This is a genomic window from Bradyrhizobium sp. RT6a (assembly GCF_040547675.1).
Lineage (GTDB): Bacteria > Pseudomonadota > Alphaproteobacteria > Rhizobiales > Xanthobacteraceae > Bradyrhizobium.
Genome location: NZ_JBEPQC010000005.1, coordinates 126,764 through 148,426 on the forward strand (window position 1 = coordinate 126,764; position 21,663 = coordinate 148,426).

The window sequence follows — 21,663 nt, forward strand, 5'->3', positions numbered from 1 at the left end:
GGCAGGCTCGCCATTTGACGCCCGGATCGCCGAATGTCGGAAACTCATTGGTACTTAGGACCGTACCGCTAGTCTCCTTGCCAGCTTAAGTCTGTTGCTCACGCAGCCTCGCGCTGGCCTCGCTCCACTCCAGCAAGGCTCGTGGTGGCGGAGCCCATTCGGTGTACCGCAGCTTCGTAAAGCCTTTCCGGACAGTGAACCGATCGGCCGCAACCGCGGAAATCGCGTTTCGTCCTCTCGCTGTCTGCCTGCACATCTGTCAGGGGGCACTTAAAGGCGGTATTTGCTACGATCAAATGACATACAGCGAATTAGTCGATGCAATTGCCCCAATATGCGATCCAATACGGGAGGCACTCGCGGCAGATGCGCCTCACGCTCGCAAAGCTCCCGCTGGCCCAGCGTGATCCGCATTTGACCAAGATCGCCATCGCGGAACGATCTCTCGAGAACACCACTTGACGCTCGCGATCGAGATGGTCGCCGCCGAAAGATCCCTCACATAGTTTCGATGACAGCATCAGCGCATTTGACAAGATGGCCCGTTCGAAGTGCTCTGCGGCTTCGCTCGGCTTTGTCGAATAATCACGCGCGGATGGGGCCAGTTGCACCGAACGCCGGTCCGCCCAACTGGTGCTGGCGTGGGAAGCCCATGAGCGTGCGGGATCGCGTATCGTGCGACTTCTCATCGAATTATTCGATGAACGTCATCCCGCTGTTGCGGTCTCAATGCGATTGGAGCCCCCGTCACAAGTCTCACAATCTCTCGGGGGCGTTATGCGAGTAAAGCGAAATCGTACTGGACGGGTGGGCGCGCAGGTTACGCGCTGCGGGCGGGTCAAGGCATTTGGCGATGTGCCTGAGCTTTTTCCAAAACAGGGAAGGCGCATGGTCGCGCTTTCATTGGCAGTAAGTCTGATCAGCAGTATGGCGCTGGCACAGAGTGCCGGCAGCTCGAGCGTCAAGAGCGATACTCCCGATGCGACCGTTAAGCCAAAGCTCCCGAAGAAGAAGGGCCGGCTCCCCGGGTCGGGCAGCGTTCCCGGAAGGTTTGCTTTGGCGCAAGCTCCCGCTTTGCCCCACGCCAGCCGTGCTGACATCGCGGCAGGAAAACCGCAGGACGAAGCCAGCAAGTTTGCAAGGTTCGACAAGCTTCGTGAGCGGGGCCTGGAAATCAACATCCCTGGTCCTGCCGATACGGTTGACCAGGATAAAGGCGGCTTCAGATCAGCTCTGGCTGATCTCGGCATCGGTTACGTTGCCTGGACACAGAACAGCTACGTGCAAAACGTGCTCCCAAATGCGGCCAGAAGCACTATCGCCAATCAGCTCTACAATGGTCAGAATCCGACGTTCAACAGCACAAACTACGTGATGGTCACCTATGACCTCACTCGATATGGGATCCCCGACGGCCAGATCATCGCCGGCATGGAGCAGCAATCGTGGACCTGGCAGCCGGGCGGCCCAGACAGGCTCGGCATCAACACGCTTGCCTATTATCAGACCTTCTTCGACAGGGCGCTCGAACTCAAGGTCGGTTACCTCAGAAACTCGCATGAGTTCGCTGGCACATTGGTCGGCGGAAACGCTGGCGCGAGCGTTTTCGGACCCTCGTCCAACGTCTTGTACCAAGGCGGGATGAGCAGCAACGCGACACCCACACCGGCCATCAATCTTCGATACAATTTCGATAGTCAACTCTACACCAAACTTTCGGTGCAGCGGTCGATCAGCCCGGACGGCGTTGCGACGGAGGTCAATCAGAACCCGGCGGGCCTGAATTGGACCACGCCCAATACCGGCATCCTGACGCTTGATGAAACGGGGTACCAGACCAAGGCGGCTCCCGGTGTGCTCGATACTTGGGTACGCGCCGGTATCGGTTACAACACCAGTCACTACACCAATCTTGCTTTCCCCAAACAACCGAGAGGAGACGAGAATAACTTCTATTATGTTGCAGCCGATCGCCAGCTTTGGCAGGTCGCACCGCAGGGCGCGGCCTCGCGCGGCATTTACGGCGGCTTCTCCGTCATGGGAGCACCGCCCGACCAAAACAAGGTCGTCCAGTATTACGAAGCGCGTCTCTACGCAAAGGGCCTCTTTGACAGCCGTCCCAGCGATCAGATCTCAGTTGTTGCGACAGACACCGTCTGGAGTAACATCGCCGTGCAGAACGCTCTAGCCGCCAAGAACCTCGTTCACAACGACAGTAAGGCAATTTCAGGCACGTACACGGCGCATCTTGCGCCGGGCGTCTATCTCAACCTTGGTCTCACCTATATCAACAATCCCACGACCATCACCTACACACCTCAAATCGGCCACGCCCTGAACTTCTCAGCGTCGACATCGATATTCTTCTAAGGCGCTCCGGAAGCCCGCCGGGCCGGCTCACGCCGGCTCGGTGGCAGCATTTGGCAGCCTCCCACGACGCAGGAGCTTTATTATGAGTCTGATTGGGTGACTTCAAACGCACCCGCTCCCGGGTGAGCTCGTATTCACGTATCCCGTGGCTGGCGCGATCAAGTCATCTGTTTGCCCGCACTGCCTCAAGCCATAGCCAGAGATCGTCAGTGATGCCGAGCTCATGGCATCGGCGGGTGACGTAACGGCACCCTTCTTCAGCGAATAGGTCGGAGCCGTGCTGCGCCTTGAACTTGTCGATCTTCTCAAGATCGAAACTCAGCGCCCACCGTCCCGACTTGAAGCTGATCCCTATTCCGAGGTCTGTCATATCGGCACCAGAAGCAGGCTCAAACAGGACGGCTTCCTTGCGAGAGCGTACGGGTCAAACGGCAGGTTGACTCGCGTGACTTGTTTTCACAAGCGGCGACGTCCCGCATCGCATCACAGCGGCGATCAAATCGCATTATTCGATGATTTGTCGTTCGGCCTGCAATATTGGCTCTGCGTATGACGCAATTTTGGTGCAGCTCCTTTCATTCTGCGCCGATTGATCGGGCTTGAAGCAGATCGATCTTCCCGCGGCCATACATTTGACGCCTGACGAGCTTGAGGCGTGTGATCTGACCTTTGGTCTGGCCGTTAGACCAGGGCAAAGTGATTGCTGCTCGGACCGCCGCTTCGTCCCTGGCGACGCCGCTGGCGAACGGGGCGACGAGACTGGCGCGGGCGCGCTCGATCCACGGGATGAGCCTCGGTCTTACGCCGGATCATCAGGTGGAATTCGGCGGTGATCTCGCGTGCCTCGACCAGGGTTGGCACGCCAGCTTCAATTGCCGCGACCGTGAGGATCTCCGCTTTCGTGAGCAGGTCCCGGCCGACTGTCATCAGGCGCGCAATTGTTCTGGCCGACGGAATCCTCTGAAGGTTTTGTGTGTCGGCACTTTCCGTTCGTCGTCTGCGGGGCGCCCACTCGCTGATGACGCGGAGCGAGCCTCGGAAGCCACGCGCCTTCAAACGGCGCCAAAGTTCAGCCCCGTTGCGACAGCCAGACGCCCACTGATCGTCGAGCCATGGCAAATGTATGTCAATCGGCGTTCGACTGGGGGTCTGACTCATTTCTGATGAAGTTTGCCGGGCGACTGAGGTTCTCAAACGGAGAATCAGCGCCATGCGGACGGGCTTTCAAATCTCATCGCTAGTACCGAGTGGTTTGGTGTTTGTTGGTGTAAGTGACTCAAGGATTCGCTTATTCTGGCTGTTAGGTCGGAAGCTGCGGAGGCTCGGTGCCCTTTGTGCGCGACAGCGTCGAGCCGCATCCATAGCCGCTACGTCCGGCACGTTGCCGATTTGCCATCAGCGGGCAGAAAGGTGCGTCTCCGATTGCTCACGCGACGCTTCACATGCGAGGTGCCGCATTGCCGCCGGCAGATCTTCGCGGAGCGGTTCGAGAAGACGTCGTTCCGCTTCGACGGCGTCGAACGGCACGCTCGAACACATCGTCCATCACCTGGGTTTGGCGCTCGGCGGCCGGCCGGCCGCAAGCTTCGCCAAGCGGCTCATGCTGCCTGTCAGCAACGATACTTTGCTGCGGGTGGTCCGCCGGCGGACGGCGATGCCGACGGATCCATTGCTTGTTGTGGGTATCGATGACTGGGCGTTCCGGAGAAACCGTCGGTACGGGACCATCGTGTGTGATTTGGAGCGTCGGCGGATCGTTGCCTTGCTGCCCGACCGGGAAACGGCGACCGTTCAGGCGTGGCTGTCGAAGCACCCGGGCATCAACATTGTGTCTCGAGATCGCGGTGGTGGATATGGCGAGGCAGCAGCCAAGGCGCTCCCAAACGCCATCCAGGTCGCCGACCGCTGGCATCTGATGGAAAACGCGAGCGCGGCCTTCCTTGATGCGGTGCGCCGCTCCATGAGCAAAATCCGAACCGCAATCGGGGCGACGGCGATCGATCCTAAACTGCTGACGTGCGCGGAAAAGCTTCGCTATCAGGGCTATCTGCGGCGCCAGGACAACCATGCCGCAATTGCGGCTCTTGTCAGCGACGGTGTGCCGCTCAAGGAGATCGTCCGCCGCACAGGACATAGTCGTAATCTGGTTCGCCAAATTAGTCGCGGCGGAGGTACGGATATATTCCGCACCCGTCAAAGCACCCTGGATGGGCACCTGCCGTTCCTGGACGCGCAGTGGTCAGGCGGCTGTCGCAACGGTGCCGAACTCTGGCGCCGTTTGAGAGGGCAAGGCTTTAAGGGATCGCTGCGCGTGGTGGCGGAATGGGCCACGCGACGGCGACGCGCCGAGACTATCAGCCGTCAACAATTGCAGAAGGTCCCCGCCGCCAGGACGATCGCGCAGTTGATGACGACGAAGCGCGACCACCTAACCAAGGCCGAGACCGTCACGGTTGCCGCTATTGAACAGAGCATTCCTATGCTGGCCGATGCCCACGCTCTCATTGGCCGCTTCCACGCGATGATCCGAAAGAGGGCCGAGATCGAGCTCGAACCTTGGATCGATGAATCCAAGCGGAGCCTCATTGGCTCATTCGCGAATGGCATCGCCAACGATAAGGGCGCGGTGCACGCGGCTATCACGCAACCATGGTCCAATGGCCAAGTGGAAGCTCAGATCACCAAGCTCAAGCTGGTCAAACGGCAGATGTACGGGCGCGCTAAGCTCGATCTCCTTCAGGCTAGGCTGATTGGCGCGCCATAAAAACATACACGATCATCGAATATGCGTCAGAGCCCCGATTGGATGCCGATCACCCCGAAAACGGGGTCCTTATTCCATGCCGAAACACACGCAATGTCTTTGACAGCGACGCCTGCCAGTCGAGGCGGCTCTTGGTCAGCAGGCCCGCGGCTTCAACAGGCGCCCAGCCGTTGCTTGCTGCCCAAAAGGTCGCCAAGGCGAAGTTCGAACTTCCGCAAAACCACTCGGACGGCCTCCGCCGCAACCTTGATTGTGCCGTGATCGAGATGTTCCATCGAATTCGACGGGACGCCGGAGAAGCTCCCGTTGACACTGTGCGAGGTATATTCATCGAGGGTGAGCGCATCTATCCGACATCGGGGTTCTTCCAGAAAACTCACGTTCAGATCTGCGTTTGCAATCCGGATATGATCAAGGGCGTGTTTCGCGTTCCTGACAGCCAACTTAGGCGGTCATAGAGAGCGATAAGCATCTGGGCCTTCAACCGGGCCCGAACTTCGACCCCTGGCCCGCCAAACATTCTCAATCATCGTACGAGTTGGGATTTTTCCAGATGTTTTACATAACAGGCGAAAAGCCCACGGGTTTCGTCAAAAACTCCATCTCGACCGATTGGGAAGAATGGATCGGGCATTGCCTTCCAGAAGGCCTGCACCCAGGAGTACGAAAGCGACTGATATCCAATCTCAAGCATGTTATGGTTGCCTTGGAATTGAAGGCTGGGTTGATCGTTCCTCATGGAGAGCGCGGCTCCGGTCCATCAATCTTGTTCGAACCCTATTTCCAGATAATGAACTTCGAATTCTGCGTGGGCGTATTCTCAATTTGCGAGGGATTAGGCTCGGCGCTCTGGTTGAGAGAGAATAAGCGGGATGGGGCTGCGTCCAATCGAATCCGCCATGAGGAATGGGGGCCATCGCTCGTGAGAAAATTTGACCCAACGGGAAAACTTGACCTTACTGATGACGTCAATCGAGTAAGGAATGTAAGAGACAAGTTGCACCAAGATCGGCTGGGTGCGCGAGAGAACATTGACTGGCATGCGTTTTCCTATGCGGACGCATTCACGCCTGCACTACGTGCCATGCGATGTTTGTTTCAAACAAACGCGCAGGTCGTACCTCAACAGACAAATCTGAGAGCTCAATGATCAATCCTTCTAGCGACGCTTCAAACGGCAGCAGTCCGCTGTTCTCTTGTATTTGTGTGCACACCGAGCCGCGAAGGGCCGCACTCGAGCAGGGCTAGCTTACCGGCCACGTTGAGTTGCGTGCCAACCTTATCGGCTTCGGCGTCCGGGCATGTGCTCAGCCCTCGTCGCGATAAACCCTCGAATTCCAGGAGGGCAGAATCTTGGTTTGGAACGTTCTTTTGAACGTTGGCTCGTCTGACCTCGGTCATTAATCCGGTTTGCAGATCCCTGAATCGTATGACTACCGAAGTCGGGGAGACCAAGGTCGGTTTTTGCCCATCCTTCAGGCGGAGCCTCTACCACATGATTTGCGGTGACTACGTTTCTCGTGACGCCGACGACAAACCCTGTCCCGTTCCCCTCGACGTTGGTCCCGTTGGCCGTTTTTCCGCGCACGGCCACCATCACGATTGCGTTCGTGACATCGTTACGGGAGTCTGCTGCGAGAGTCGGTAGCGAAAACGTCGATCCCATCAGAGCGATCAGGGAAACAAGCGCCACACGATCGCCTCCCAGGGAGGGCGATTACCTAAATTTCGGGATGTGATGTTAGCCCGTAAGCCAGATAAGGTGAAAGTGCCTAGTTTACTCGCTCCAAGATTGCGTACATACTTCGGCTTTCGTTCTAAAGCCATTTTCGCGAGATCGTTATGCTGAAGATCGTTCGAAGAAGTGCTTTGGCTATCTTGGCCGTCATAGTGATGACCACGCCATGGGCCACGCAAGCGGCCTCGATCAAGTCGTCCGACGTGGCGGTCGCCGCTCCGCTGACCGACGACGAAGGAACCCCAAGTACGGATATAAGCGGAATTAGCTGCCTGGCGCCGCAAGCCGAAAAGCGGACGTGCGTGGTGATCGACGACCAAGGGCGCCTTGCGCAAGCCGCAACGATGGACGGGTCGATACTCACGGGACAGGCCAAAATTAGGTTGATCGGCAAAAAAAGTGCGCCCGGTGACGTCATTGGAACGGAGCCGGGCCTCAACTCCGAAGTCGTGAAGTGCTCGAAGGGCAAAGACAGCTTCAAGGATCTGGACGGAGAGGCCGTAGCTCTCGATGATAAATACTTCTATGTCGTCGGATCCCACGGTTGCTCGCGAAACAGCAACAAGTTTCGAGCATCGTCTTTTATTTTGACGCGTATCCCGATCGATGTGGTCAGAACCGCCGCTGCCGTTCCCAATAACATCGATGAGGTAGGCCCAAAATCCACGAGTTATCGCCTTTCGGAGGCGCTTCTCGCCGCGCCGACGCTTGGGCCTTTCTATGCGCTGGATCTCATGACCAAGAACGGCCTCAACATCGAGGGACTGGCCATCTTCGGTGGCAAACTCTACGCGGGCCTTCGGGCGCCTGTGATCGGAAAGAAGGCCTATCTGGTTGCCGTTGACCGCGACTGGCTATTTGATGCGGATCAACCCATCGCGAAGGCCGATATCCGCGAAATCGATCTCGATTTGGGAGGTCGGGGTATTCGAGACCTTGCCGTCCTGTCGGACGGTCGGCTTCTCGCCCTCGGTGGCCCAGCACAAGCGGACGATCTTTCCTTTGCCTTTTACATCGTCGAGCCAGCGAGCAAGACGGTCACACCGATCGTCGATCTCGTCGATATTCCAGACGGCGGGAAGGCGGAAGCTTTGCAGATCCTGGCGCAAGGTCCAACTTCGCTCGATCTGCTGGTTCTCTTCGACAGTGCGAAGGGCGGTGCCCCTCGAAGATATCTGATCGACATGCAGTGACGATCGATAGCAGGCATCCCTAAAATCCGGAAAGAGGCGGAGCAAATGAGCAGCCCTAAGCCGATCTACGGTGTCGACATCAGCCATTTCCCGGGGATGGCCGCTATGAAATGGCTGCGGGATAAGGCCAAAGCTCGCTTCGCTTGCTTCTATCTAGGCCCGACCGAGAACCACCCCGGCTCCGATTGGATGGGGCAGCGAACCGATCTCGCTGTCGCCGGCTGGGGCCTCGTGCCGACGTATCTGGGTCAGCAAGCGCACGTCAAGCGATCGGGGGTTAAGGTACCGAATCCGGCGCTGAATGCCGCCAGAGGAGCGTCAGATGGTGATCAGGCGTGTGATCTGATGAAGACGGCCGGCTTTTCCCCTGGGACAGTCGTTTATCTCGACCTGGAAGAGGGAGATGAGCCCGCCAGCGCCTACCAAGCCTACATCCTCGCCTGGATGGATGAGGTGAAGAAGCGGTTCTTCGTGCCCGCAATCTATTGTCCAGGAGGCGCCTTGCGATGGGCGCTCCAGTATGGGCGGATCGTCTGGCTTGCCGCGCCGGACAATCTCGATGCGCAAGGTAATGCGATCACGGTAACCCTCGATCCAGCGGGTCTCCCGCTACCCGCTGCGAGGAAGGGGCCCTTAGCCATTCAGTTCAAATGGGAGATCGAATTCCAAGGGCTCGACCAGCCCGCGGACGGAGGACACGGCCCACGGTTCGATCTTAATGTCGGCCTCGTCGCCGACCCGTCCGATTATGCCTCCGTCGATCGCGCTCTGCTTGATCTGAAGGAAGCGACGGAAGTAGCAGAGCTCGACGAGGCAACGGTCGCGGCACAGGGAGCTTTCGATCGCTTTGTGCAATTCAAGTCTATGGACGCTGCCGTCGCGGCGGACGCGCCTGACGCGGCCAGCCCCACCTCCGACCCGAAATGCGGCTCTCCTTCGGGAGCGGTGGACAAGATAATGCCGGACGAGAAGATTGCCCTGAACCTAGCTGAGGACACGCTGGCGGTCGCATGGATGTCGAACGTGGTCGATCCGGGTCCTAGAGACGAGGATTTGGACCTGTCGCTGGCCGACGCACCGGCGACGCATTCGCCGGATCCCTGGGCCAAAATTAAGTGGCCGGAACAGGACGTGGCGTCTCCCGATTACTCCCATCTAGCTTCCAGTCTAACTTTGCCCGTGCCGACGAGCGGCGTAGCGACACTGGGCGAATTTGAGCTGAAGCCGGAGGATATCGAACTGATGCTATCAGCCAATTCGATGAATCCCGTCGGGTTCGACAATACCGTCGCGCTCGCTATCAGGGGAGCCCGGCTTGGTAAGTTGGCCGGCAAATCGGCCACTCTTGAAGTAGAACAGGTGTCGTCGACGTGGATCACGGAGCTTAGGCCAGATCACAAGAGTTTCCGGTGCCTCATCGGCTTCTACGAACGTGATCCGGGCACCACAAAGCGTAGAATTACCCTATACACGGCCTCGACCGTGCCGAACGCCGAATACGTTCAAAGTTGGTTCAATTATGCGAACGGAAAGACGACGTCGGGGGTCGGCAACATGATGCCGTCTGGTTGCTACGTCTACCGCGTCGGGGTACATAATTCGCCGCATGCTGGCGCGATCAAGCCAGCTCTGCGTCTGACCGACAGTTTCGACCTACATGTCGATGGAACGGCGACGGTACTCCGCACAAAAAACGACCTGTCGTATGGCGTAGACGACGTCTGGTGCAAGACGATACCCGCAGACAACGTGCATTGCTCGTTCCAGACGACCACCGTGCCAAACTGGGGTGCCCCCTTCTCATCGGCTGGATGTATGACGATCCGTGGGCATCAGACGCCGACGGACCAATGGAAAAAGGCCCAAGCCATCATGAATCGGCTGGGTCAAGGTAAGCGATGCGATGTAATCCTAATAACCGGCAGAGATCTTGCGATTGCCGCCGAACTCCGTAGGAAGAACGAAGCCGGCGACGCGGCTTCCGTGCGAAGGGAGCTCGGCCGTCTGAGGCCGGGATCGCGGGGACCCGCGGTCGACCGGCTTCAGGAGAAACTGGGCATCGAACGGACCTCCTACTTCGGTAGCGTCACGAAGAAGGCCCTCGTCGATGAGCAATCCCGAAAGCACGTCCCTATCGATGGGATATTTTCGCCAGCGCTTGACGCCGCCTGGAACTGGGGCATTTTTGATCCCATCGCTTAGAGAGCAGCGATTGCACGGATCATCGCCTTCATCATCGGCACGACCTCGTCCGGATAGTTCCCGCCGTTTATCTTTTTTGCCAAGAAGTAGAGCGAGCCCTTAGTCGCCTTTCCGCCGTTCAGCGTCGCCGCGTCTGTAGCAAGTTGAAGGTAGTTGGACTTGATTCGGCTATCCTCGGCAATTGCTGCCGCGAGAATGATGCCTTCTCCGAAGGCAACGTTCCATTGTGCGTTAGTGGACCGCGACGCGATCGTGTCGCGCTTGCTCGTCCCTACCGCCGCCGGATAAGCGTCCCATGTCGCGCGTAGGTGGCTCAGGTTCGCGTTGCCCGCAATAGCAGGGTTACTCATGATGTAGTCGATCAATACGCCGTAGTCGCCTCTACCCGTCGTTTGGATCACGCCCCGATCTCGAAATTTATAGAAGTCGACTTCCATGACGAACCCGTTGATGGAAGCGTCTTCCTTCGACGAGAAAGAGTGCGGCCAAGTAGCCGTTCCCCATGCCTGATCGATGCCTTTATCGACGACTTGGTGGTAGCCAGCTAGACCGCTGTGCTCCGCCACATATCCGGCATCTTTGAATACCTTCAGCGCGGTCCAATTACCTAGGTCGTCGTTGACGTTGTAGGACGACTTCGATCCGGGGATCTTCTCGTAGGCGTAGACGAGGCCTGGATAGCCGGCCGTGCCGACGGCTTCGGGATCGCAGGACATGTCGCCACTGTTTTCCTGGATGCCGAGGCACATCACGGCGGCGAAATGCAAAGCATCCGTCTTCGGGGCCGAGAAGACCGCCGCTATTTGGTCCCAAAAGGAGTTAAATCTGCTCGCGACGCCAGCGTTCGCCGAAATCCGACCGCGATTTTTGAATGCCGTCGTTGCCGCGAGTGTTGAATTATACCAAGAGATAAAGCCGCCGTGCGCCGCAAACTTGGCTTGGATGTCGGCCGAGCCACCGAGCGGAATGGCGCGGCATTTGTCGATTGTCGTTTGGTCGACGGTATCTCCGGCTAAGAAGTCGTTGATCTCTTCGTTACCGGTATCGAGAAGGAAGTCCGCATCCGATATTTTCATTTGAAATCTCGCGAATGAATGGAATGAGTTGCGCCAATATCGCGAAACGCGATCATGGCTCCGGTGAAATGAGATGCGTCGGGTGGCGGAAAGTACAAACTGACTGCGTTAGATCTAAAGAAGCCGCGAGCTCGCCGAAGACGTAGGAAATTCGCTTGATTAGGCTCAGTTGATCGTCGGGAAGCGAAATGCCGGTCCGGTCGAGAGATGCTGTCGAATAGAGCTTGGCACGATCTGCGACATATCCGAATCCTGATCGAAAAGCCGGTGCTCCGATCTTGGGAATTTGGAGCAGTATTTTTATCGCTTCCTCGTGCTTAGCCATGCGAGCCAAATATTCCATTCGAACGGCCAGGACATCCGGTATCTCGCCGCACGATTCGACCAGGCTGGCCGTCAGAGCATCGAGATCGTCGACCTCATTCGCCCGCAACAAGACGTAGGCCCCCAACGTTGCCCGAAGCGGTTGGACGGCACTTTCCGCCAGCAACTGCTCCGATTGAAGCAGTACGCGGGAAAGAACTCGAGCTTCCACGGTTTGTCCGTTTTGGATGAAGTCGCAGAACGAATTGAGGGACCCGTCGTTGAAATCGTAGGTCAACATCGGGAGGCCCGATGCTTGATCAATCGACCAACGGATTGCGGTCTTCCCACTCTTCTCGACCGGTAGCGCGAAATAATCGCAAACTCGGACCTTTTCGCTTTTCGGACTTGTTGCTCTTTCGAGACTGATCTCGAATATGGCCGGCAGATCCGAAAAGTTGAACTCTAGAGACGTGCGGGAGGTAGCCTCGCGCTTGAAAGCAGCTGTCGGCGCTCCGAACTTGGCCGTCAGCCAGTTGCCGCGCAGAACCGCTGCCTGCTGAGAGGAGAAATATTCTGTTAGCGGTCGAATGTAGTCCTTGACCGCAGCGGAAATCGTATTGATCGGCCGCAAGGTCTCGGGAAAACGAAGTTCTGCGGAAGGCAAGATCACTTCGACGTCCATTCCCGTCGCGACGCTAACAGGCTCCTCGCTCGCGATCTCGCGCCCGTCGGGAAGGGTAGCGGTCACGAAGTAGGTGCCGGGCGTGATGCCGAGAGAATTGCCGCTAAGGCCGCGCGCTCTTAGGACTTGGGTCTTGATATCCCGCACCTCTACTGGGAACGAACCACTCCAACGTTTGTCGGAGGACTCTGACGTTGGGTTGTCGAATTTCACGGTGAGGGATGAAGACGTATCGGCCATGCGCGTGTCCTCTCGCTTCTATTGCACTAGCAGAGAGTCGAGACTGAGTGGCCAGGATCTGACCTTCTGGGTGATCCACTTGAGCTTTGTCTTGTAAGGATTCGTTCTTAGCAGGTTGGAGTCGACCAGAACCCTGTATAATCCGGCTTTCACGGTAACCTCGAACTCCATTATGGTTTGAGGCCAGTTACCGGCTGCGGGTAGATCGCCGTCGTCGCAGAGCATGATCTTGCAATTGCCGTTCATGCGCTGTGGATCGACCAGAATCCTGCAAGCCACCTGCGGAGGATCGGATAGATATCTTAACACCGGCAATCCCACCAGGCTGCTGAGGGTCACGTTGGTCCCGAGCTTGTTGTTGTCGTAGAACGCGTCGAGCGAATTCTTGATCGTTATCGAAGTCACGGGCCACTGGGTGCCGCCGGCGGGAACGTCTTCCGGATCTTCGGCCCCGCGCTCGAAAGCTTGCATCAGAGCTTCGGCAAAGTAGCTGGTCTTGCCGCGACGCCCGATGGAAAGAGCTCCGTCGAAGGTGCTGAAGATCACGGGCGCTTCACGCTTGTCGACCACATTGAGCAAGACATCGAATATCGGCGGCACCCGAGGATTGACGAATTTGGTCTGTGCCTTGGGACGGTCGAGGCAGGCGTCGATGAAGTAGAACTGCGTGAGGCCGATAGCGGGACAGGCCTCGGACGGGGCCATGCCGTTTCGAATGTTTCCCAGTTCGGCGGCTCTGCTCAATATCGTGTCCATCGGGGTGAGGAAGTCGTCGAGCAAAAGGACGCCTTCTTCCGGTCCACGCTGCATTCCGTGGCCGGCGAAGTAGAAGATCGTCATATCCGAGCGGTTGTTCGATGCATCGGCTCGCCAAGCCCTGGCGGCGTCGCCGAAGTTTTGGCGGTTGGCCCGAGGCGCTAGGCCCGCCAAGGCAGGTATGGTCTGGATTTCGCGCTGAGAAGGCGATAGCAACAGCCGGATCGTCTTGATTGGAAGTCTCAAGGGGTTGTTCTTCAGCCAAACGTAGACGGCGTATGCGCTGGATGAAGCGCACGTCAGCTTGTTAAGCTTCCATTCGGCTTGCGGAAGGTCGTCCTCATCGGGAAGATTCACGTAATCGCTCACCCCGACGATAAACAGATGTACGCCGGGAGCGTCGGCGTTCATCGTGGCTCTACTGTCCAGGATCAGTTCGGACATGCCTGCCGTCACGGATAGAGAGTCTTCACGGCCGCGATATCTCCCGCGCTTAGACCGGTCCTTTGGCCGATCTGAGCTCCTTCTTGCTTGGGGACGATGGTGTCGCCGGCGTTCCGCGAGAACGCATCCTTGGGATAGTGCATGATCGAACCGTAGTCGTAGGCCCCGAGATCGATGCCGTCGACAACGTGCTGATCGAAATTGTGCATCATGTTTGGATCGATATTGGCTTTGTTGATGGTGATGAAAGTGTCCCGATCGATCCGGCTTTGTTCATGCCAGAGACCGATCGTGTGGCCGATCTCGTGGATACAGTTGCCCGACGTGCAATCGGGACCCAGGATGACGTTTTGTGCTCCGCCCTTGCGGCCGACCGTGGAGGCGCAGCCGCCGCCGCCTCGAAAAACGACGTAATCGGCGAGAGCTGGATCGTTCCGGTTGGCGGCCGTCCGTTCGACGAACTTGAATCCGGTTTTGTCGGTCCAATGGGCGATCGCGTCTTTCACTCGCTGTTTGTCGGGAAGCCCATCGTCGATCTCGTATGGGACCGTTTTGTTCTTCCAACGGTACTGCACGCCTTTGATCGCGGCTCCCTGCGGCTCTGCTTCAGGAGCCAACAGTTCGGGGTGCAGCTTGATATACTCGGCGATCTCCTGCATCTCGGCGACCGTCCCGAGCACGATGCATCCTTCGAACACGGCCAGGTCACCCACGATCGCGTAGGTGACCTTCTTCCAATCTTGGCCGATCGGTCGGATGTAGGTAATGCCCGTGGTGTCGCTGCTAAGAAATCCATTGTCCGCCATTGTCGGCTCTCCAAAATCGAGTTCGAGGCCGTTGAGCACGGGAATAGTTGTCAGAAATAGAACCATCGTGTTAAGGTTGAAGCCGGACGTCAAGGGGCATCTTTGGATTTGGGGGAATCCATGAGCACTATTTTGCGCATCCGGCCGCCTGCGGGAGACGCCGTCGAGGGAGATGCACCTGCAGGGGCCGCAGCGCCCGATTCCGCTAAGCAGTATATCGAGCGTGTCGTGAACCTCATCCCGACGGAAGTGATCGGGGTCTATCTCGTCGGGAAGGCTGGCATTCAGGCGAGGTTCGCCGACAAGACAGATCACTCGCAGGATTTGTTCTCGGAGACAACCTACTGGATCGGCTGGACCGTGTTTTGCTTTCTTTCGGTCATCGCGGTTCGGGCTTGGGCGACTTCCGATCAGAACACGCCGGCGGAGAAGCCCGCCGTCGCGATCGCAGCCATTTCATTTCTTATCTGGGTCTATTCTCTCGGCGACGTGTTCAAAGTCGTAGAAATACGCAATCACGCAATTTGGGACTCCTTGCTGGCCATGTTGCTGGTTTTCGCGTGGACCCTCATAGTGCCGCTCTTTTACAGAGCGAAGTAATCAAAGGGTTCTACGACGCCGGGCAGTGTTCGTCGGATATTTTTTAAACATATAGTTCTGCGGCCCCTTGGCTGCGCAACAATCGGAGGAGGATACCTTGGCAAAAAAAGCTGCGGTAAAAAAGGCGCCGAAGAAGCCGAGGCAACCGCGTAAGGACTCGCTTCTGGTTCATGCCGAGGCAATCTCCGAGCTCGCTGCCGCGATCCGACAGCACGCCGAAGCCATTTCCGCCGCCAAAGGTGGACAGGCACAGGCGGACGTTGTGGCTGACGATGCCACTGTTGCCAGTCGTGTGACTCTTCCTCCGTTGAGCGCGGACCAAATAAAGGAGGGCATCGAGGGCGTCTTCAATACGAAGCGCGTCTTGAAGGACGACGACGACCTCAACGCTCTCATACCGGGCGATCCGGCAAGGCTCGTGGCTATGTGGCAGGATATTCGATGACTATCCGGCCTTCCGCCAGCGGGGTTTGGCGCTCGGCCCAAATGACCTTCGGTACGTCAAGACGGTGAAGGATCTGGTCGGCATTATCGCGTGGGGACTGCGAAACGCACTGATTCGATAATTTCATAACGGGGGTAAAAATGTTTGGGTCGCAAGGGCGCATCGCGCTCGCCGCATTGTCGTGTTTGCTTATAGGGGTATCAAATGCGGCGTCTGAGCCGGCCGGTGACGAAAAGCCGTTGACTGAAACCGAGCGCGCCGAGCTGCTGAGATTGCGGGCCGAAGTCCGTAAACTGAAGCAGGAAAAGAGCCGTTCAACGAAGCTGTCTGTTCCGAAGACACGGGGAGCGAATGCCAAGGTAGTCTCGACAGCGGTCCCGTCGGCAGCGGACCCTTATCCCGAAGCCGTCGACCCGAAGACTCTCGAGAAGAATAACAATGATCACCCCCAGCCATTCTTTCTCCGGAAGGAGGCGATCGACGCCGCCTACTACCTTTATCCGTTCGGTTCTCCGATCGATGCCAAAGGAGCGTCCGTAACCTACACGCGGGATGAGTTGGGCAAGTCGACTTCCCTAGCGGTTCAGGGGTTCGCAAGCTACGTGTTGTGGCGACCAGATTTGCCTGGCCCGCAGATCAATGGCGATCCTTCGTTACCGCACGTCCAATCGTCATTGGGCCTGTCTGGGTACGCCGCCGCCCCATTCTTGTATGCCAACGGCACGCTTGGAGATCCGTTCAAAGCATCCGAACGCAGCGCATTGCAAGCCGGCATCGATAACCAGTTCGAACTCGCGGGCGGAGGCCCTTTCACAATTCAGACGTTGCGCTTTACGCCCTATGGCCAGACCGACTTCCGCGGCAAGGCCGGAATAGGTGGCTTCTCGGGCACGTATGAGCCCTATCTGCCTAGGGCCCACTGGGGATTGAATCCCGATTTTGGACCCCAATGGATTGGCCTCTATTTCCGTACCGTCGCCGAAGCCAATGTGTTTCGCGTGGCCAACGCCGGCCTTACGAACTACGCGTCGAATACGACTTACAGCTTCCTAGGCGGAACGGCGGAGTTGAACGCCACTTTATTTCAGAACATGCCGGAGATGGGCGCTCTTTGCGGTCGGATACATCTCAACGCTCAGTATCAATATTACTGGAACGCCTCGAACAATACCGACATCAAGAATTTTCATTCTCAAGCGAGCGTGGACCTTGGTGGGAAGCCGTCGAGGTTCTGCTCGGTGGACGGCGCGCCGCCAGCTCCGGTCGACCCGGAGAAGATTTCTGTTGCGGTCACTTACGACGATGGGACGGATAAGACGACGCTGCTGAAGTCGAAGAAGTACCAAGTTCAGCTTACGCTGCAATATTAACTCATCACGCGGCAGGTCGCGACCGCGCATGTCACATTTCGGGGCGGAACTCGGTGCCCGACGTCGGTGGACGGAATTGTTCGGACATAAATTATTTTCGCCAGCGAGGAGTGCGCTCGGCTTTTCGACGACCGATGCTGTTCGACCGCGCAGCGTTCGGTCTACTTTAAAGTGGCCTGCCGTGCCGTTGCGCGGTCGGTAAGCGATTAGATTTGAGCAGATGGATGCGATGACCCACTTAAAGGCATTCTTGTTGCGCTGGAGCATCGTTTTCGCGGTACTCCTACTTTGCGATGCGCTGTGGTACGTCATCGTATTCGCCAATTGGGGCGCGCCAGCAATGCACGTGGGTTGGCTCGCCCTTGCAAGTGTCCTCCTTGCTCTGATCATTTACGGAATTCATCTGCTCGCCGCTTCGCACCCTGAGACGGTTTGGGTGGCGAGACTGCACGTGCCGCGCTGGACGGCACTCGAGCCATTTTTTGCGGGGTCGAGGATGGCCCTCACCCTAGTGGTGCTTTCCTACGTTCTTTTCTACGTAACGCAAGGCTTGGACAAACATTCGGCCTGGGCCGTATGGGTCAACAACAACGTACTTAACTTCTTCCTGTTCTGCCATCACTTCACGGCCGTCGAAGTGATCCGCATCGAAATCGCCGGCTATGCGCTCTATTTGGCGCTCTATCTGATCTACAACCGCTATTGTCCACAGATACTCGCACATTCGATTCGCAAGGAGGGCGCGTTAACCCGTGAGGATGCGGCTCTCGTATTCGTCCGAACGGTCGAACGTCACGGCCGCGCAATCCCGGGGCGCGATCTCGGCAGATCGATTGCGGCGTTCGGCGAAGAACGGCGAGGCCTATTCGAAGAGGATACGAAGGAGCTCTTGGATAAGCGAGCCGGACGGCTGAAGACGCTGGCAGATTCCGATCGACCGCCGGTCGAGGCGACGGTCGCTGCTGCCGCTGCTATGGCGCGCTTATTTCCGGCCAGGCTTGCTTTGGAAACGTACCATCTCGGCGTCTCGCTGTTCGACATCATTTACACCAGCATTCGTGGCTTCATCTGTGTCGGTTTGGCGGTCGCTATACTGGCCACTAGTCTGCCGATCGCGGCGAAGTTATTATGGGTCGTTTTTCCACGCTTGGGAGCTCCTTGCATGACAACAACGTTGGTTGTTCCACCTGACTTTCGCGATTCGGAGTGGGTTGAGTTCAAAGGAAAGGTCGAGTCCTCTAGTGGCGCCGACTTCATCTTGATACCCGAAAGCGACGCAAATGAGAGGTGGACGCTTGCAAACAGCGACGTCGCGGTCTTTCCAACAGATGGGTCCAATCGAATCTTTCTCAGGATTCACGGCACTGTGCAGGAAAGAAAGAAGATTGGCCTCCCTTCAATCTCTCAGCCGCAAACGGGACTTCGGTCTCGCATGAACGTTCAGTGCGGAGCGGCGGGTAGCCAATGCGCCAACCACATCGAGATTTGCTGCGGCAGCAACCAGGTGAAGGGCCATTGCTACGGAGACTGGTGTTGTCCGGATCCTTAGGGTCGCCACGCGGGGCTAGGTGTCATTCAAATCTGTGCGTTTCCTAGCTGGACGAGGTGAGGGCGGTTGAGATCGTTTACCTTGGGCAGTTCGCCAAATGGCGCTGGTCGTCCGGCCAGCTCCCATTTTCCCCCAAATACGGCCAGTACTGCCGCCTGCATGTTAGGGATTATGGTCAGCCCGGGTTGACTCTTAATCAGCGGCTCGTTCCGAGCGCCAGCGTCCGCCGATCAGTGGGAGCATGAATCGTGCCGTTCGTACGCGAGCGCATCAAGGCGATGCTGCCCGCCGATCAGCGCCCGACTTTCTGGGCGTGCTGTTTAAACGCACTGCCCGACTGGCTGCTCGACGTGCTGGCCGTTGCCGCCGCCCGTGGCATTGACGCTGTTCAGCGCAAAAACGGATGCAAACCAAGTGGGCAGAGCGCAGGGACAGGCTTTGGCGTCCGCGCTCGGCCTTGACATGGCACGCTGCTATCGCCCGACAGCGGCAGGGTATTTCAGCAGGATCGGCAAGGCGGCCATCCTCGCCGACCTTGAGGCCCCGCGGCAGATGCCGTGCGGGCTGTCTGGGCTCAAGATGAAGAAGGGCGAACTCGCCGCACTCGCCGAGCGTGAAACAGCCGAAACCGGCCGGCCTCCGCACCGCTGCAGTAAGCGATTGCGAAAGGGGCCAACCGGCCCCTTTCGTTTTTCGAAGCTTACATTTGCAGCCCCGCTTTTTTTCTGCGCCCCAGGCCGCCGGCCTGCCCCGCAACGCCGCCGCTGATAAGCGGGGCGCTACCGGCCGCAACACCCGCCCGACACCGTGCACCGGTTTTGCGGTAGATCGCGGCCACGTCAGGGTTGCGGCACGTCCGGAAAACTGAAATTATCTGAAACCGGCCTCCAGCCAAACCGAATTTCACGCAATGACCAAACTGCAACTCGCCAAGCGCGTCGCTGCGATCGTCGTCTATGGACACGTTGCGCTGTTCGCCTTCGGTCTGATTGTCATGCTTGTCGGACCGTATAACACAGCCGATACCGCGCAGATGATCCTCATGGGCTCCCCGCTGCTGGCCATGGTTGGCCTGTCGGCCTATCGTTTCATGGGAAATCTGCCGGACAAAGACACGTCTCCACCGGCAGACCCGGCATGGTGCCTGATGAGCACGGTTACAACGTCTGCCTTCATCGTAGCGCTGTTTGCCGTCTATACGCTTGCAGCCCTCAACACCTCGATCTCGTCCACCGTCCTCAAGTTCTTGGTCGGTGCGATCGAAACCGTGTTGGGTGGATATCTCGGTGTCAACAAAGACCTCATGTTTCCTGACAAGGCAGCATAATGCGCGCTTTTGCGTGGCTTCTCACTTTTGCTGCCGTCGTCGCCGCGGACCCGGCCGGTGCGCAGGACGCCTATGTGAAAATAAACTGCAATCCGCAGCCGGATTGTGAAAACCAGTTTTATAACGAAATGTATCTTTCCGGTTATATCCGGTCGTGGGTTCACTGGCTGGATCTCGCGGATCACGGCTACAAAAGTGAGTTCGACTCGTATGTCGGTCTGATGAAATACACGAAGTTCGGAGAGACCGACGGCCTTCGCGCGCTGGTGATCATACCCTCGGAGCTGGTGAGAGACTCGACAGCCGACTGGGATTCATTTGAGCTGGTCGTCGGCCATCCCACGCCGATGTCAAAAGCCGATCGCGGGCCGCTCTGGATATCGACCGAAAACTACAAAAGGCGCTCCAGATCGTTATTCGGCCCCAAAGAGCCATCGCCAGATTGGGAATTCACGGCCGTTTCCGACAACGATGTCGCCAACGCCCGCCTGCAGCAAATCGCCGACTCTCTTAAGAAGGTGGCTGAATCGAGAGGAAACAATCGGATCGTCCCCGCTCCGGCTGTGAAGCCACAGTGAGCGCGCCGGTGTTACGAACCGTAAGCTGGAGAGGCGCGCTGGCGGCTCTGGCGCTTGGTTCGGCTGCGCTGCTAACGCCCATGCAAGGCGGGCACGCTATTGTCGGCGCCGACCAGTCGTTCCGGTGCATCGGATGCAGCAGCTTCAAGGCGGGCGCACGCGACATCTTGAATCGATGGCTGTCGACGCTGAAAGCCAACGCGGGATCGAAGTCGGAGTTTTTTATTGGAAAGGAAAGTCTTGAGACGAATTCGTCTCTCAGCGCCTGGCGGGTGCTGGTTATCGTCCCGTCGGAATACGTCAGAGATTCAAGCTCAGACTGGGATATGTTCGAGGTCGTCATGTACACGGACCCGGACGGTCTGGTGTCTGTGGAAAACTATCAGCGACGGGGCAGGGGTGTTTCTTTTGCGAGCGCCGCGCCATCTCCGGACCGAGAGTATGATCGTCCCGACAACGCCCTCTCCAACGCGCGTCTGCGAAACGCCAGAAACGCGTTGCTGAAAGTGGCCGAGGCGCAAGAACAGACAAAATAAGCACCACGTTTTAGACTCTCGTGTTTGCTGCAGCTCATCCACGTTACCCGCATCTTTCCAATCATATTGTTGCAGTCATACAACAATGGCTGGCAATCCGCGCCAGAGTTGTCTAGACGAACTAATCAATCCAGGGGCAGGGGCGTTGCGCCGAAGGCAAATCGCGACGCATCACCTTCAAGTCGACGGACGTTTACATCGAGCACCGAGTGGCAACTGCGACGGTTCGCAATCATCGAGGCTTGACTAAGGAATTTGGCGCACCTGACACGATTCGAACGTGTGGTCTTCGCCTTCGGAGGGGCAGCGGTCAACTTACGCTGCGCAGAGCCTCACCGCATTCAAAGCTTTAGCATGCTCGGGATAAATCTGCTTTCATCAAGCCTTAGCAGTCCAGCGACCCAATGAAACTAACCCGTTAGGCTTTTGCTGCGATAACGTCAAATCAGCGTTAACTCCCTTCACAATAGTTTGGTAGTAGCCTGTCTGGTTCGGCGGAAGAACATCGATCTTTTTGAAACCCGATTGATCGAGTAGGCCGACGAGTTCATGGGTTCGGAGAGCTCGATAGTGGGCGACGAAATGATGAATCCGCCACTGATTGTCGTCTTGCAAAGTCAGATAGACGTGAAACCTGTAGGATCGATCATCGACCCAATCCCAGACATGGTGAAGTATCCG

The 21,663-nt window shown here is 57.5% G+C and carries 17 protein-coding genes and 2 pseudogenes; 13 read left to right on the forward strand and 6 right to left on the reverse strand.

The window, feature by feature from the left end; genetic code table 11:
• The first annotated feature begins 888 nt into the window (after positions 1 to 888).
• Positions 889 to 2,370, forward strand: a complete 1,482-nt coding sequence (locus ABIC03_RS26015; protein ID WP_354062200.1) for a carbohydrate porin — start codon at positions 889 to 891, stop codon at positions 2,368 to 2,370.
• Positions 2,371 to 2,533: 163 nt separating this feature from the next.
• Here ABIC03_RS26015 and ABIC03_RS26020 read toward each other — a convergent pair whose 3' ends face one another.
• Together ABIC03_RS26020 and ABIC03_RS26025 are read right to left on the reverse strand one after the other, a co-directional pair.
• On the reverse strand, positions 2,534 to 2,740 hold the full coding sequence (locus ABIC03_RS26020; protein WP_354062202.1) for a hypothetical protein: 207 nt from the start codon (positions 2,738 to 2,740) through the stop codon (positions 2,534 to 2,536).
• 205 nt (positions 2,741 to 2,945) lie between these two features.
• Positions 2,946 to 3,501: pseudogene (locus ABIC03_RS26025) on the reverse strand (transposase); the annotation flags it as partial.
• Between the two features lie 79 nt (positions 3,502 to 3,580).
• Here ABIC03_RS26025 and ABIC03_RS26030 point away from each other — a divergent pair.
• The 4 genes and pseudogenes from ABIC03_RS26030 to ABIC03_RS26045 all read left to right on the forward strand — a co-directional run bounded on the left by ABIC03_RS26030 (position 3,581) and on the right by ABIC03_RS26045 (position 10,267).
• Positions 3,581 to 5,134, forward strand: a pseudogene (locus ABIC03_RS26030) (ISL3 family transposase).
• A 553-nt stretch (positions 5,135 to 5,687) separates the two neighbouring features.
• Positions 5,688 to 6,284, forward strand: coding sequence for a hypothetical protein (locus ABIC03_RS26035; protein WP_354062204.1), 597 nt, complete (start codon positions 5,688 to 5,690; stop codon positions 6,282 to 6,284).
• A gap of 692 nt (positions 6,285 to 6,976) precedes the next feature.
• Complete coding sequence (locus ABIC03_RS26040; RefSeq protein ID WP_354062206.1) at positions 6,977 to 8,065, forward strand: DUF3616 domain-containing protein; 1,089 nt, start codon at positions 6,977 to 6,979, stop codon at positions 8,063 to 8,065.
• A 45-nt stretch (positions 8,066 to 8,110) separates the two neighbouring features.
• Positions 8,111 to 10,267, forward strand: coding sequence for a glycoside hydrolase domain-containing protein (locus ABIC03_RS26045; protein ID WP_354062208.1), 2,157 nt, complete (start codon positions 8,111 to 8,113; stop codon positions 10,265 to 10,267).
• Here ABIC03_RS26045 and ABIC03_RS26050 read toward each other — a convergent pair.
• From ABIC03_RS26050 to legP, 4 genes are read right to left on the reverse strand one after another with little or no spacing between them, the layout of a single operon-like run.
• Positions 10,264 to 11,343: a hypothetical protein gene (locus tag ABIC03_RS26050; RefSeq protein WP_354062210.1), complete on the reverse strand. Its 1,080-nt coding sequence runs from the start codon at positions 11,341 to 11,343 to the stop codon at positions 10,264 to 10,266. The two genes, ABIC03_RS26045 and ABIC03_RS26050, sit on opposite strands and share 4 nt — an antisense overlap.
• Positions 11,344 to 11,395: 52 nt before the next feature.
• On the reverse strand, positions 11,396 to 12,571 hold the full coding sequence (locus tag ABIC03_RS26055; RefSeq protein WP_354062212.1) for a hypothetical protein: 1,176 nt from the start codon (positions 12,569 to 12,571) through the stop codon (positions 11,396 to 11,398).
• Between the two features lie 18 nt (positions 12,572 to 12,589).
• Positions 12,590 to 13,771: a caspase family protein gene (locus ABIC03_RS26060; RefSeq protein WP_354062214.1), complete on the reverse strand. Its 1,182-nt coding sequence runs from the start codon at positions 13,769 to 13,771 to the stop codon at positions 12,590 to 12,592.
• 8 nt (positions 13,772 to 13,779) lie between these two features.
• Positions 13,780 to 14,670 carry a Dot/Icm T4SS effector Zinc-dependent metalloprotease LegP gene (gene legP, locus ABIC03_RS26065; RefSeq protein ID WP_354062216.1) on the reverse strand — a complete coding sequence of 297 codons (891 nt, stop codon included), beginning with the start codon at positions 14,668 to 14,670 and terminating at the stop codon, positions 13,780 to 13,782.
• A gap of 27 nt (positions 14,671 to 14,697) precedes the next feature.
• Here legP and ABIC03_RS26070 point away from each other — a divergent pair, with 27 nt between their 5' ends.
• The 8 genes from ABIC03_RS26070 (at position 14,698) to ABIC03_RS26105 (ending at position 20,982) form a co-directional block, all read left to right on the forward strand.
• A complete protein-coding gene (locus ABIC03_RS26070) occupies positions 14,698 to 15,177 on the forward strand; it encodes a hypothetical protein (protein ID WP_354062218.1) in 480 nt (159 codons plus the stop codon).
• 97 nt (positions 15,178 to 15,274) lie between these two features.
• A complete protein-coding gene (locus ABIC03_RS26075; RefSeq protein WP_354062220.1) occupies positions 15,275 to 15,622 on the forward strand; it encodes a hypothetical protein in 348 nt (115 codons plus the stop codon).
• A 140-nt stretch (positions 15,623 to 15,762) separates the two neighbouring features.
• Positions 15,763 to 16,992: a hypothetical protein gene (locus tag ABIC03_RS26080; RefSeq protein ID WP_354062222.1), complete on the forward strand. Its 1,230-nt coding sequence runs from the start codon at positions 15,763 to 15,765 to the stop codon at positions 16,990 to 16,992.
• Between the two features lie 220 nt (positions 16,993 to 17,212).
• A complete protein-coding gene (locus tag ABIC03_RS26085; protein ID WP_354062224.1) occupies positions 17,213 to 18,541 on the forward strand; it encodes a hypothetical protein in 1,329 nt (442 codons plus the stop codon).
• A gap of 248 nt (positions 18,542 to 18,789) precedes the next feature.
• Positions 18,790 to 19,002, forward strand: coding sequence for a hypothetical protein (locus ABIC03_RS26090; protein WP_354062226.1), 213 nt, complete (start codon positions 18,790 to 18,792; stop codon positions 19,000 to 19,002).
• Positions 19,003 to 19,451: 449 nt separating this feature from the next.
• On the forward strand, positions 19,452 to 19,868 hold the full coding sequence (locus ABIC03_RS26095; RefSeq protein ID WP_354062228.1) for a hypothetical protein: 417 nt from the start codon (positions 19,452 to 19,454) through the stop codon (positions 19,866 to 19,868).
• Positions 19,868 to 20,446 (forward strand): hypothetical protein, encoded by a 579-nt coding sequence (locus ABIC03_RS26100; RefSeq protein ID WP_354062230.1) that lies wholly within the window; start codon positions 19,868 to 19,870, stop codon positions 20,444 to 20,446. Before ABIC03_RS26095 ends, ABIC03_RS26100 begins: the two co-directional genes overlap by 1 nt.
• The gene (locus ABIC03_RS26105; protein WP_354062232.1) at positions 20,443 to 20,982 is read left to right on the forward strand and encodes a hypothetical protein; all 540 of its coding nucleotides are present in this window, start codon (positions 20,443 to 20,445) and stop codon (positions 20,980 to 20,982) included. The genes ABIC03_RS26100 and ABIC03_RS26105 overlap by 4 nt, the downstream gene beginning before the upstream one ends.
• The last annotated feature ends 681 nt before the right edge of the window (positions 20,983 to 21,663 follow it).